General features: G+C 66.1%; 12 protein-coding genes. 2 read left to right on the plus strand and 10 right to left on the minus strand.

Features of this window, described 5'->3' with window-relative positions; genetic code table 11:
- Positions 1-44: 44 nt before the first annotated feature.
- From IPP91_00680 to IPP91_00690, 3 genes are read right to left on the minus strand one after another with little or no spacing between them, the layout of a single operon-like run.
- Entirely contained in the window at positions 45-683 is a 639-nt protein-coding gene (locus tag IPP91_00680) for a peptidyl-prolyl cis-trans isomerase (GenBank protein ID MBL0140605.1), read from the minus strand.
- A gap of 20 nt (positions 684-703) precedes the next feature.
- Positions 704-1939, minus strand: a complete 1236-nt coding sequence (locus IPP91_00685) for a L,D-transpeptidase family protein (GenBank protein MBL0140606.1) — start codon at positions 1937-1939, stop codon at positions 704-706.
- Complete coding sequence (locus IPP91_00690; GenBank protein ID MBL0140607.1) at positions 1936-2991, minus strand: tetratricopeptide repeat protein; 1056 nt, start codon at positions 2989-2991, stop codon at positions 1936-1938. The genes IPP91_00685 and IPP91_00690 overlap by 4 nt, the downstream gene beginning before the upstream one ends.
- Positions 2992-3241: 250 nt before the next feature.
- Between IPP91_00690 and IPP91_00695 the strand changes: the two genes are divergently transcribed.
- On the plus strand, positions 3242-4699 hold the full coding sequence (locus IPP91_00695) for a cysteine--tRNA ligase (GenBank protein ID MBL0140608.1): 1458 nt from the start codon (positions 3242-3244) through the stop codon (positions 4697-4699).
- Between the two features lie 56 nt (positions 4700-4755).
- On the opposite strand, the gene IPP91_00700 is transcribed toward IPP91_00695, so the two are convergent.
- The 7 genes from IPP91_00700 to hrcA all read right to left on the minus strand — a co-directional run bounded on the left by IPP91_00700 (position 4756) and on the right by hrcA (position 12331).
- Complete coding sequence (locus tag IPP91_00700) at positions 4756-5877, minus strand: ABC transporter substrate-binding protein (GenBank protein ID MBL0140609.1); 1122 nt, start codon at positions 5875-5877, stop codon at positions 4756-4758.
- Positions 5878-5954: 77 nt separating this feature from the next.
- On the minus strand, positions 5955-7082 hold the full coding sequence (gene dnaJ, locus IPP91_00705; protein ID MBL0140610.1) for a molecular chaperone DnaJ: 1128 nt from the start codon (positions 7080-7082) through the stop codon (positions 5955-5957).
- An 81-nt stretch (positions 7083-7163) separates the two neighbouring features.
- The gene (gene dnaK / locus IPP91_00710; GenBank protein ID MBL0140611.1) at positions 7164-9107 is read right to left on the minus strand and encodes a molecular chaperone DnaK; all 1944 of its coding nucleotides are present in this window, start codon (positions 9105-9107) and stop codon (positions 7164-7166) included.
- A gap of 79 nt (positions 9108-9186) precedes the next feature.
- Positions 9187-9747, minus strand: coding sequence for a nucleotide exchange factor GrpE (gene grpE / locus IPP91_00715; GenBank protein ID MBL0140612.1), 561 nt, complete (start codon positions 9745-9747; stop codon positions 9187-9189).
- Positions 9748-9840: 93 nt separating this feature from the next.
- A complete protein-coding gene (locus IPP91_00720) occupies positions 9841-10191 on the minus strand; it encodes a phage holin family protein (protein ID MBL0140613.1) in 351 nt (116 codons plus the stop codon).
- A gap of 22 nt (positions 10192-10213) precedes the next feature.
- Positions 10214-11314, minus strand: coding sequence for a ferrochelatase (locus IPP91_00725; GenBank protein MBL0140614.1), 1101 nt, complete (start codon positions 11312-11314; stop codon positions 10214-10216).
- Entirely contained in the window at positions 11315-12331 is a 1017-nt protein-coding gene (gene hrcA, locus IPP91_00730) for a heat-inducible transcriptional repressor HrcA (GenBank protein MBL0140615.1), read from the minus strand. It lies immediately after the preceding gene.
- Positions 12332-12415: 84 nt separating this feature from the next.
- Here hrcA and IPP91_00735 point away from each other — a divergent pair, with 84 nt between their 5' ends.
- Positions 12416-13291 carry an NAD kinase gene (locus tag IPP91_00735; GenBank protein MBL0140616.1) on the plus strand — a complete coding sequence of 292 codons (876 nt, stop codon included), beginning with the start codon at positions 12416-12418 and terminating at the stop codon, positions 13289-13291.
- Position 13292 lies beyond the last annotated feature (1 nt).

Genomic DNA, 13292 nt, shown 5'->3' on the forward strand with positions numbered 1-13292 from the left:
GCGACCCGGGGGGCACCCTGCTTCGGTTCAGCGGTTCACGGGGCTCAGATGCATTCAGCCTTCTCGATCACCACCGGCTCCAGGGGGACGTTCTGGTGCATGCCTGCGTTGCCCGTCGCGACCTTGCGGATCTTGTCCACCACGTCCTGGCCCTCGATCACCTTCCCGAACACCGCATAGCCCCAGCCTTGCGGGGATTCGTCGCGGTAGTTGAGGAAGTCGTTCGCCTTCACGTTGATGAAGAATTGCGCGGTGGCCGAGTCGCGCACGCCCGTGCGGGCCATGGCGAGCGTGTAGGCGTCGTTCTTCAGGCCGTTGGCTGCCTCGTTCTTGATGGGTGCCTGCGGCGACCTTTCCTTCATGTCCTTGGCGAATCCGCCGCCCTGGATCATGAAGCCGTCGATGACCCGATGGAAGATCGTGCCGTTGTAATGGCCGGCGTCGACGTACTTTGCGAAGTTCTCGGCCGAAATGGGGGCCTTTTCCTTGTTCAGCTCGATGGTGATGGCGCCCATCGAAGTGGTGAGCTTGACTTTCATCGGTGCGGATCCTTTCAGGTTGGCGGAACAGCCGGCGGGCCTGGCCGCCTCGGAACTGGCCTTCGCCTGCGCGGCGGCGCCCAGAGGCACGCCGGCAAGGACGAGGAGGAGGGAAGCGGCAAGGAGGCGTCGGGTCGGTTTCATCGGAGTCATGGGAGGGGTTTTCAGGAAATAACGGTTTCGAAGATGACGCGCCAGCGCCCCTGGTCGCGTGACCAGTACTGGCGCTTGACGGTGCGATTGGACAGGTTCGAGGAGCGGTAGTCCTGGGCAAAGGTCACGACGACCATGTCGTCGCCGTCGGAATTGCCGAAGACGCTGAGGTCCGATACGCCGACCTTCACCCACGACTTGCCGGCGTTCACCTTGCGCTTCTGGGCACGCCAGGCGACGAGATCCTTGCCTTCCGAGCGGAATCGCGGGGAGTAGTGGGACAGGTAGCGGTCCGTATCAAGGCTTTCCCAGTCGGCGCGCCATTGCTCGAAGGCGGCGAGGAACCCGCGGCGGTTTGCTTCCCAGCGATCCGGCGCGACCCACTCGATGCCGGCGCTGATGACGACGGGCGTGCGGCCCACGTCGACGTATCTCGACAGGCGCCGAAGGTCCTCGTTGGTGAGCACGACGCAACCGTCCGTGGCGAGCGGCGGACGGCTGTAGGTGGCCGAGGGCGTGCCGTGCAGCCATATGCCGTGGCCGTTTCGCTTGTGCAGCTTGTCCCACTCATTGGGGTAACTGATGGGGAAGGCGCCGGATCCGTAGAAATCGGAGAGCTTCGCCTTCGACGAGACGATGGTATAGACGCCCAGGGGCGTCCTCTGGTCGCCCTCGCGACGCTTGTCGGCGCCGTTCTTTCCCTGGCTGATGTAGAAATCGGTCACATAGCGGGGCTCGCCGTCTCGATTCGCGAAGACGAAGAGCCGCGAGCGAGCCGTGTCCACGAGGATCGCATGGGATTGCCCGGGGGCCATCTGCAGCATCGGCAGGGGAAGATAGCTGCGCGGTGGCGCTTCCAGGTAGTGCTTGAGGCGCACGCGCGCTTCGTCCTGGAGGGGCGCCAGGCTCGCGTTGGCCGAGACGGTGTGCGGCCCGAAGGCGACCGGATTGCCCGAGCGGGCCATCAGGAGGTCGCCCTGGATGAGGTGGCCGAGGCGGAAGTTGGGGGTCTTCGCGAGCGCCACGTCGATCTCGCCGAGCGCGCGACGAATCCCGATTTCGCGAAGCCCGACGATCGCGCGCACGAGCGAGGCCTCGACCTCGTTCGAGAAGGCGGGCGTGCCGAGATCGGGAGCGGCGTCGTCGGCGAAACTCGGAGAGGGCAGGGCTGCCGCGGCGAGGAGGGCGGCGGTTGCCGCGCCGGCGAGGGCGCGCACGATCGGGAAGCGTTGCGTTCGAGCCCTCACCCGCCCACTCGTTCCTGCTTGATGAGCCACTTGCCGCCAACCTTCGCGAACTTGAGCGTCTTCGTGCTGGTGGTCTTGAGCGTGTCGGACCGGTAGGACTGGCGCACCACCGCGGTCGCCGCATCGCCGTCGACCTTGATGGACTGGACCTTCACCGCGACTTCGATCGACTTCGGGCGCTCGATGCGTTCCTTGCGCTGCTTTTCCCAGGCGCTGCGGGCTTCGCCGCCCGGAGTCTCGAAATCCGGTGCGTACGCGGCGAGGTAGTTTTTCACGTCCTTGGCGCTCCACGCCACGGCCCAGGCATCGATCGCGGAGCCGATGGCTCCATTCGCGTCGGTGCCCGGCTGAACGGCGGCGGCTGGCGCGGGCTTCGCGGGTTCGGCCTTCGGCGTCTCCATCTTTGCGGGGTCGGCCTTGGCGACCTTCACCGGCTCGACTTTGGCAGGTTCCGGGTTCGCGGCAACGGGTTTCGGCGGCTCGGTCTTGACGCCCTTCGTCGGCACCGGCTTCGCACCAGACGCGGGCTTGGCTGAAACGAAGAGGTCCTTCACCATCGCGAGCTTTACCTGCGCGGTGGTGTTGGACTTGTCGAGCTGGAGGGCGCGGTCGTAGGCGCGGCTCGCAAGCTGCGCGTAGATGTCGCCGAGGTTCTCGTGCGCCGTGGCGTAGCTCGGATGCGTGTGGATCGCGAGCTCCAGGGCGGATTTCGCCTTGTCGTAGTTGCCCTGGGACGCGTAGAGCACGGCGAGGTTGTTGTAGGGCTCGGGGAGCTCGGGAAAGTCCTCGGTGAGCGCCGTGAACACCTGGATGGCCTCGTTGGTCTTCTTCTGCTCGGTGAGCACGAGGCCCTTGAGGAACCTGCCTTGCGGCTCGCGGGGCTGGACCTTGAGATAGGCGTCGACCTTGTCGAGCGCCGGCTGGAGCTTGCCTTGCCCGTAGAGTTTCTGTGCTTCGCGAAGGTCGTCGGCGGGAGCGGCGACGGCGGCACCCACCAGCGCCACGGCGAGCGCGGCGGCGGCGACAGGAAAGCGCAGGAGACGGAAGAGCATCGTGTTATAATTTGTTGAATTTATATGGAAAACAGATTCTACCAACCTTGGATGGGCTTCACAATCGGCCGGTCCACACGGATTACCGCCGATCATCGCACGCGCCGGTCGTTCTGGAGCGCTTCCAGTGCTTTGGCCGTGCGTTTCGGGTGTCGTTCCCTTTTCGGGTTCTGATGCCTGCGGCGGGCCCGGAGCCCGCCCCCCGGCAAGCTCCGTTCGATCCAAGGCCCTCCCGGGCCCCTTTCCCGCCATGTCCACGCTCACGATCTACAACACGCTGACCCGCAGGAAGGAAGCTTTCATCCCGCTCGTCCCCGGCCAGGCCGGCATCTATGTGTGCGGGCCAACGGTCTACGACTACATTCACATCGGCAACGCCCGCACGTTTTCCGTGTTCGACCTCGTCGTGCGCTGGCTGCGCGCGAGCGGGCTCGCCGTGCGGTATGTGCGCAACATCACCGACGTCGACGACAAGATCATGGAGCGCGCCCGCGGCCGCGGCGAGCCGATCGAGGCGCTCACGGAGCGCACCGTGGCCGCGTTCGCCGAGGATTGCGCTCGGCTGAACCTGCTGGTTCCGGACAGCGAGCCGCGTGCAACGCGCTACATCGGCCCGATGCTGGAACTCATCGGGGTGCTCGAGGAGAAAGGTCTCGCCTACCGTGGCGCCAATGGCGACGTCTATTACTCGGTGCGCGACTTCCGGGGCTACGGCAAGCTGTCGAGGCGAAACCTCGACGACCTTCGAGCGGGCGAGCGAGTGGCCGTGGAGGCCGCCAAGCGCGATCCGCTCGACTTCGTCCTCTGGAAGGCGGCCAAGCCAGGCGAGCCTTCCTGGCCCTCCCTGTTCGGCGAGGGGCGGCCGGGCTGGCACATCGAGTGCTCGGCCATGTCCTGCCGCGAGCTGGGCGCCACGTTCGACATCCACGGCGGCGGATGGGACCTGCAGTTTCCGCATCACGAGAACGAGATCGCGCAGAGCGAAGGGGCGAACGGCAGGCCGTTCGTGAATTACTGGATGCACTCGGCGTTCCTGAACATGGGCGACGAGAAGATGTCGAAGTCGATCGGCAACGTGTTCACGGCGCGCGAGGTGCTTGCGAGGCTCGACCCGGTGCAGGGAGGCGAGCAGCTGCGCTTCTTCCTGCTGCGGGGGCATTACCGCAGCGAGCTCAACTACACGTGGGACCTGCTCGAGGACGCCGGCAACACGCTGCGCGGCTTCTATACCGCGCTGCGCGAAGTGCCGGCCGAGCAGATGCCCTGCGATTGGTCGCATCCGTTTGCGCAGCGGTTCCGCGACGCGATGAACGACGACTTCGACACCCCGGTCGCACTGGCCGTGCTTCACGAGCTGCGCGGCGAGGTGAACCGGACGCGGTCCCGCGCGCTTTCGGGACTTCTCAAGGGGCTGGGCGCCGCGATCGGCTTCCTGCAGCAGGATCCTGTGGCGTTTCTGCAGGGGCGAGTGTCCCGCTTGGCCGATGACGCCGAAAGCGCGAAGGATTCCGGCTCCGCTGATGCGCGCGTGATCGTCAGGCATCCGGATGGCGACTTGCTGGACATCGAGGCACTCAGGGACGAGCGTACGGCGGCAAAGAAGGCGAAGGAATTTGCGCGCGCGGATGACATTCGCCGTCGGCTGGACGAGGCGGGCATCGTGCTTGAGGACAAGCCGGGCGGCTTGACCGAGTGGCGCAAGAAATGAAATAGGGCCCGGTCCGGAGACCGGGCCCTTCGCGGGTTTCCCTCCGGCGTTCGCGATCAGCGCACGAACTTCTGGTCCTTCGAGATGATCGTGAGATCGACGAATTTCGATCCGCTGTGGTTGTCGGGGCTGTAGCTCACCTTGAACCCCCCGGCATCGTAGGGATTGATCGATTCCATGGCCTTGATGAAGTTCTCGCGCGAGAGGTGCCGGCCCGCGCGGCGAAGCCCCTCGACCATCACCTTTGCCGCAATGAAGCCTTCGAGGGTGCCGAAACCAGGCTCGCCCTTGGCCTGCGCCAGGAGGGCGCGGTATTCCTTCACCACGGGCACCGACGTGTCCCAGGGGAAGGGGACCACCTGCGAGATCTGGATGCCGCGACCCTCGCGGTCGAGTTCCCTAGCCAGGGCCTTGCTGCCGACGAACGAGACGTTCCAGAACGTGGCATTCGCGCCTGCCTTCTTCATCTCCTTGATGAACGCCGCGCAGGACTTGTAGGCGCTGATCATCACCACCGCCTGCGGGTCGGCCTTGCGGATATCCGCCACGGATTTCACGACGTCGACGGTGTTCCGTTCCACGGTGCCCCTGGCCACCAGCTCGAGCTTGCGCTTCTTGAGGGCGCGCTCGACGCCGGCGAGGCCCGCCTGACCGTAGGCGTCGTTCTGGTAGAAGATCGCGATCTTGTTCACGCTCATCGCGGTGAGGTGCTGCACGATCGCTTCCGTCTCGTCGTAGTAGCTGGCGCGGACGTTGAAGACGTAGTGGTTCACGGGGTTGCGCAGGCTCTCGGCCCCGGTGAAGGGTCCGACGAAGGGCACCTTCGCCTCGGTGAAGATCGGCATCGACGCCGCAGAGGTGGGCGTCCCGACGTAGCCGAACAGGGCGAACACCCGCTCGTCGTTGATCAACTTCTTCGTGTTCTCGGCCGCGCGCGCCGATTCGTAGCCGTCGTCCAGGGTCTTCAGCACGATGCGCCGTCCGTTCACGCCGCCCTTCGCGTTCACCTGGTTGAAGTAGAGGCTGGCACCGAGCTGCATGTCCTTGCCGAGTTCCTCTGCAGGACCGGAAAGGGCGACCGACTGGCCCAGCAGGATCTGGGAATCCGTCACGCCCTGGGCGAGAGCGGCGCTCGCGCAGACGGCCAGTGCGAAAATCGATGCGACCGCGCGGATCATGATTCTCTCTCCCGGAAGTTGTGGAATCCTCCTGCAGGCCATGATAGCGCGCCCGACCGGCGGGCAGAAGGGCAGCTTCAGCCGGCGAAGAAGTCGCGCATCCGGTCCATGAAGGACTTGGCTCGCGGGTTGTGGCGGTCGCCGTCGTTGCGGTTGATCTCCTCCAACTCGCGCAGGAGTTCCTTCTGGCGATCGGTGAGTTTCACGGGAGTTTCCACCACGATCTCGCACAGGAGGTCGCCCGGGTGGCTCGCACGCACCCCCTTGATGCCCTTGCCCCGCAGGCGCAGCACCTGGCCGGTCTGCGTCTCCGCGTGGATCTTGACCTTGGCCTGTCCTTCGAGGGTCGGGATCTCGATGTCGCCGCCCAGGGCCGCCGTGGTGAAGCTGACCGGCATCTGGCAGTGCAGGTCGTTCGCGTCGCGCTGGAAAACCGCATGTTCCTTCAGGTGGATCACCACGTAGAGGTCGCCCGGCGGGCCGCCGTTCACGCCCGCCTCTCCTTCGCCGGAGAGCCTGATGCGGTCTCCCTCGTCGATGCCGGCCGGTATCTTCACCGCGAGCGTCTTGTGGCGCTTCACGCGGCCCGCCCCGCTGCAATCCCGGCATGGGTCGGAAATCGTCTTTCCGGCGCCGTGGCACGCGGGGCAGGCCTGCTGGACCGAGAAGAATCCCTGCGACATGCGCACCGCACCCGTGCCGCCACAGGTCGCGCACGTCTTCGCCTGGGTCCCGGGCTTCGCACCGCTGCCATGGCACGTGCCGCATTCCTCCATCGCGGGGATGCGGATCTTGGTCTCGGTGCCGCGCGCGGCCTGCTCGAGGGCAATCTCCAGGTTGTAGCGCAGGTCGGCGCCGCGATAGACGTTTGATCGCCCGCGGGCGCCGCCGAAGATGTCGCCGAAGATGTCGCCGAAGGCCTCGGCGAATCCGCCGAAGCCGGCCTCGCCCGCACCGCCCATCCCGCCCATCTGCGGGTTCACGCCCGCGTGGCCGTAGGCGTCGTAGGCGCGGCGCTTTTCCGCCTCCGAGAGGATCTCGTAAGCTTCCTTCGCCTCCTTGAACTTCCCCTCCGACTCCTTGTTGTCCGGGTTGCGGTCCGGATGAAACTTCATGGCGAGCTTGCGATAGGCCTTCTTGATGTCCTCCTCGGAGGCATCCCGGTTCACGCCCAGCACTTCGTAGTAGTCGCGCTTCGTCGCCATCGTTCCGTCCAGTCCTTCAATGCAGGAAAGGGTGAAGGAGGCCTTCCCCCTTCACCCTCTTGTGCGCGCAGCGGCCGTCCGTCAGGCCGGTTTCTTGTCCTTGACCTCGGTGTACTCCGCGTCCACCACGTTGCCGTCGTCCTTGCCGCCTTCAGCCTTTGCCTCGCCGCCAGCGCCGGGCGCGGCTCCCGCCTGGGACCCAGCCTGGGCGTCGGCGTACATCCGCTCGCCCAACTTCTGGGAAGCTGTCGCCAGGGCCTGGCTCTTCGCCTCGATCGCCGCCTTGTCGCCGTCCTTGAGGATCGCCTCGAGCTCCCTGGCCGTCGCCTCGATCTTTTCCTTTTCGGAGGCATCGATCTTGTCGCCATGGTCCGCCAGGGACTTCCTCACCGAGTGCAGCAACTGGTCGGCCTGGTTGCGCGCGGAGACGAGTTCGAGCAGCTTCCTGTCCTCCTCGGCGTGGGATTCGGCGTCCTTCACCATGCGCTGGATCTCGTCTTCCGCCAGGCCCGAGCTCGCCTTGATCGTGATTTTCGACTCCTTGCCCGTCGCCTTGTCCTTGGCGTTCACGTGAAGGATACCGTTCGCGTCGATGTCGAAAGTGACCTCGATCTGCGGCATGCCGCGCGGGGAGGGCGGGATGCCCTCGAGGTTGAACTGGCCCAGGCTCTTGTTGCCGGAGGCGACGTCGCGCTCGCCCTGCAGCACGTGGATCGTCACGGCCGACTGGTTGTCGTCGGCGGTCGAGAAGACCTGCTGGGCCTTGGTCGGGATCGTGGTGTTCTTCTTGATGAGCTTGGTCATGACGCCGCCAAGCGTCTCGATGCCGAGCGACAACGGCGTCACGTCGAGGAGGAGCACATCCTTCACCTCGCCCTGGAGCACGCCTGCCTGGATCGCAGCGCCCACGGCCACCGCTTCATCCGGGTTCACGTCCTTGCGCGGCTCCTTGCCGAAGAACTCCTTCACCTTGTCCTGCACCTTCGGCATGCGCGTCATGCCACCCACCAGGATCACGTCGCCGATGTCGGTGACCTTCACGCCCGCATCCTTGATCGCGATGCGGCACGGCTCGATGGTCCTCGCGATCAGGTCCTCCACGAGCGCCTCGAACTTGGCGCGCGTGATCTTCATGGTGAGGTGCGAGGGCGCGCCGTTCGCCATGGCGATGTAGGGCTCGTTCAGCTCCGTCTGCTGCGAAGAGGAGAGCTCGATCTTGGCGCGTTCGGCGGCCATCTTCACGCGCTGAAGGGCGATCGGGTCCTTGGAAAGGTCCACGCCCGATTGCTTGCGGAACTCCTCGACGATGTAATCGATGAGGCGCTGGTCGAAGTCCTCGCCTCCCAGGAAGGTGTCGCCGTTCGTGGAGAGCACCTCGAACTGGTGCTCGCCCTCGACCACGGCGATCTCGATGATGGAGATGTCGAACGTGCCGCCGCCCAGGTCGTAGACCGCGATCTTGCGGTCGCCCTCCTTCTTGTCGAGGCCGAAGGCGAGCGCGGCCGCGGTAGGCTCGTTGATGATGCGCTTGACCTCGAGGCCCGCGATGCGCCCCGCGTCCTTGGTGGCCTGGCGCTGCGAGTCGTTGAAGTAGGCCGGAACCGTGATCACGGCTTCGGTGACCGGCTCGCCGAGGTAGTCCTCGGCCGTCTTCTTCATCTTGCGCAGGACCTCGGCCGACACCTGCGGCGGGGCGATGCCCTTGCCTCGCACCTCGACCCACGCGTCGCCGTTGTCCGCCTTCGAGATCCGGTAGGGCATGAGCCCGATGTCCTTCTGGACTTCCTTCTCGTCGAAGCGCCGCCCGATGAGCCGCTTGACCGCGTACAGGGTGTTCTTCGCGTTGGTGACCGCCTGGCGCTTGGCCGGCGCCCCGACGAGAATCTCGTCGTTCTCCGCGTACGCGACGATGGAAGGCGTGGTGCGGGCGCCTTCGCTGTTCTCGATGACCTTGGGCTTGCCGCCCTCCATGATCGCCACGCAGGAGTTCGTGGTGCCCAGGTCGATGCCGATGATCTTTGCCATGTTCGCTATCCTTCGTTCGTGTACGGAACCAGCCTTGAATGTAGGGGTATTCGCCGGCCTTTCAAGCGGTTGGCGGCGACTAACCGGCCGGGGCGGTCTTTTCGCGGGCGACCATCACCAACGCCGGGCGGATGACCCGGTCGTTGAGGAGGTAGCCCTTCTGGATAACCGTCACCACCGTGTTGGGGGCCTGGTCCGAATCGACCATTCCCATGGCCTGATGGCGGTGAGGGTCGAACCGGGCGCCCTGCGGGGAGATCTCGACGAGGGCGGACTTCTCGAAGGCGCTCGAGAGCTGGCGATGGGTGATCTGCGTGCCCTGCCGGAGCGACTCGATGGTGGGCGACTCGAAGGCGAGGGCGGCCTCGAGGCTGTCCCGCACCGCGAGCAGGCTCGAGGCGAAGGACTCGATGCCGAACTTGTGCGCCTTGGAAACATCCTCGGCCGCCCGGCGGCGGATGTTCTCCGTCTCGGCCTTGGCTCTCAGGAAGTCCTCGCGGAGTTGGGCCACCTCGGCCTCGGCGGCTGCCAGGTCAGCTTGCAACTGGGCTACGCGCTCTTCCGGGGCAAGGACGGTGTCCGGTGTGGCTTCCAGCGCCGGGGCAATCGGGTCAGTCACGCGAATCTCCCTGCAAAACAAGTATTTGCAGGGCAGATGGGGGCGCGGGACAGGATTTCAAGTCGGGTCGGGAACCCGCTCATCCGGCCCGGCCCGATGGCCGGCAGGGGCCGGTCACTTCTTCGCGCCGCCGATGAGCCAGTTCACGACGACGGTGATGAGGCTGTAGAGGAGGGAGCCGATCAACGCCGAGACGAATCCCTGCACGGCGAAACCCTTCACGATCTCCGCCACGAGCCAGAAGAGCAGGGCGTTGATCACGAAGAGGAAGAGGCCCAGGGTGATGATCGTCACCGGCAGCGTGAGCACCACGAGGATCGGCCGGATCAGGGCGTTGACCAGGCCGAGTACCAGGGCGGCTATCGCGGCGGAGAAAAAGCTTTCCACGCGCACGCCGGGATAGAGATAGGCGACGGCGAGCAACGCCAACGCACTCAGGATCCATCGCAGGAGCAGGGAAGTCATTTCGTTTCCTTTCGGGATGTCGTCAGTTCGTGGCGCCCAGAGCGCGTGCCCGGGACGCGCTTTCGCGCGCCTGGGTCTCGGCCGCCTGCGCGTCCCAGTCGGTGCTCGCCCAGCCGCGGAGGTTCTCCAGTGCGATCTGGGTCAGCGCGGCCATGAACGCGGGCGAATCGTTGGTGGTGGGAATGTAGTGGTAGTCCTTGCCCCCGGCCGCACGGAAGGTGTCGCGGCCCTCCATCGCGATCTCCTCCAGGGTCTCGAGGCAGTCGGCCGCGAAACCCGGGCAGATCACGTCGACGCGGCCAGTGGCTTTCCGGCCGAGTTCCGTGAGCGTTTCGGCCGTGTAGGGCTTGAGCCACTCGGCACGCCCGAATCGTGACTGGAAGGTGACGAGCGTGCGCTCGTCGTTCCAGCCCAGCTCCGTGGCGATGAGGCGCGCGCTCTTGTGGCACTCGCAATGGTAGGGGTCGCCCTTGTCGAGCAAGAAACGGGGCAGGCCGTGAAAGCTCATCACGAGCCGGTCGGGGCGGCCATGCTTCATCCAGTACTCGTTCACCGCCCGCGCGATGGCCTTCACGTACCCGGGATGGTCGTGGAAATGGCGCACGGTCCGGATGGCGGGAACGTTTCGCATGCCGGCAAGCGCTGCGCCGACCGCGTCCATCGCCGAACCCGTGGTGCTCGCAGCGTATTGCGGGTAGAGCGGCAGCACGAGAATGCGGTCGCAGCCCTTTCCGCGAAGCTCCGAGAGCCCCGCGGCGACCGAAGGGTTGCCATACCGGCAGGCCCCGGCGACCGCCAGCGGGGACTTCACGCGCTCCCCGAGGTAGCCGCGCAGCAACTGCACCTGCCGGCCGAGGTGGACGCGAAGGGGCGAGCCTTCCTTGGTCCAGACGGCCGCGTACTTGGCCGCGCTCCTGGCAGGGCGTGTGAGGAGAATGATCCTGAGGATCAGCCACCACACCGGGCGCGGGATCTCGACCACGCGGGGGTCCCACAGGAATTCCGCGAGGTAGCGGCGCACCGCTTTCGCGTTCGGCTCGTCCGGCGTGCCGAGGTTCACCAGCAGGATGCCCGTGCGCGTGGCCGCGCCGTGCGCATGGGGGGGTTCCGGGAGGTAGGTCATTCAGTGCTGCGACAGCGCGGAGGAGATGAGCTTCGCGGTGACGTCGACGATCGGGATGACGCGCTCGTAGGCCATTCTCGTGGGGCCGATCACGCCGACCGTGCCCACGACCCGCCCATCGACCTCGTAGGGCGCGGTCACGATGGAACACTCGTCCAGCGGGACCAGCGCCGAGTCGCCGCCGATGAAGATCTTCACCCCTTCGGCACGTTCGCTCTCGTCCACGAGACCCAGGAGCTGCGCCTTGCGCTCGAAGAGGTCGAAGAGCTTCCGGAGCCGGACGCGGTCCGAGGAAAGGTCCTCCAGCTCGAGCAGGTTCCTTTCTCCGGAGAGCACGACGCCGTCGTCCGTCAGGCGCATCGGCTCGCCGCCCGTCTCGATCGCAGCGCGCATGAGCGAGGAGATGTCGTGATGCAGGTCGAGGAGCTCGCCGCGAACCCGGCTCGCGATCGACGCGAAATCGTGTCCGGAGTAAATCTGGTTGATGGCGCTGGCCGCCTCGATGAGCTGCGCGGCGCTGTAGGGCCGGTCCGTGACGAGCACACGGTTCTGCACCTCGCCGTCGGAGGCGACGATGATGAGGAGCACGCGCTTTTCCGAGAGATGGAAGAACTCCACGTGGCGCAGGGCCGCGCGGCGCCGCGGTGAGATCACCACCCCGGCAAAATGTGTGAGGTCCGACAGGAGTTGTGAAGCGGCCGCCACGACCCGGTGCGGGTCGTCCGGCAGGAGGCTGCCTTCGATCTGGGCGCGTTCGACCTCCTCCAGCGGGCGCACGGTGAGCAACGTGTCGACGAACAGCCGGTAGCCCTTCGGCGTGGGCACCCGGCCCGCCGAGGTGTGCGGGCTGGAAACGAAGCCCATCTCCTCGAGGTCGGCCATCACGTTCCTGATCGTGGCCGGCGAAAGCTCGAGGTTCGAGGCACGGGAGAGCGCGCGGGAGCCGACGGGCTGGCCGTCCGCAATGTAGCGCTCGACGAGGATCTTGAGCAGCGCCTGGGCGCGATCGTTCAGCATGCGGGACATTGTACGAAAAATCGGAGCGCCCGGAGCCGGGGTTTCGCCTTTGTTTGACCCGGACGCTGTGATCTAATGGGGCCCATGCCATTGCCCTTCAAGACCGTTGCCGTCGTGGGAAAAAGCGACGCGACGGTACTCCCGGAAAAGCTCGACCAGGTGGTTGCGGTGCTCCGTTCGCGCGGGGTAGCCGTGCTGATGGACACCCGGACGGCGCAGGCGGCGCGGACGCCGCCCGACGAGGCGATCGCACTCGAGGACCTGGCCGCACGCGCCGACCTCACCGTGGTCGTGGGCGGGGACGGAACGCTCCTTTCCTGCGCCCGTCTCATGGCCGCCCACGGCGTGCCGCTCATCGGAGTGAACCTCGGCCGGCTCGGGTTTCTCACGGACATTCCCGTTGACAGGGTGTCCGAGACGCTCTCGGCCGTCCTCGACGGCGACTTCGTGGCGGAGGAACGGTTGATGCTGTCGGCCCGCGTGCTGCGGGCCGGCCGCGAGATCTTCTCGACCTGCGCGATGAACGATGTGGTGGTGAGCCGCGCCGGTACCGGCAGCATGATCGAGTTCGCCGTACATGTGGACGGGGAGTTCATCTACAGCCTGCGCGCCGACGGCATCATCGCCGCCACGCCCACGGGTTCCACCGCCTACGCGCTGTCCTCGGGCGGGCCCATTCTCCACCCGGGACTGTCGGCCGTGGCGCTCGTCCCGATCTCGCCGCACACGCTCTCCAACCGGCCGGTGGCGATCCACAGCTCCTCGCGCATCGACATCGTTCTCGTTCGCGGGCCGGGCGCACGCGCCAACTTCGACGTGCAGTCGCACGTCGACCTGGACGCGAACGACGTGGTCGGCATCTCTGCAGCCCCGAAACCGGCGATCCTTCTCCATCCCCGCGGCTATCGCTATTTCTCCATGCTGCGCGACAAGTTGCGCTGGAACGAGCGCAACGCCTGAC

Source organism: Betaproteobacteria bacterium (assembly GCA_016720855.1).
Taxonomy (GTDB): domain Bacteria; phylum Pseudomonadota; class Gammaproteobacteria; order Burkholderiales; family Usitatibacteraceae; genus FEB-7.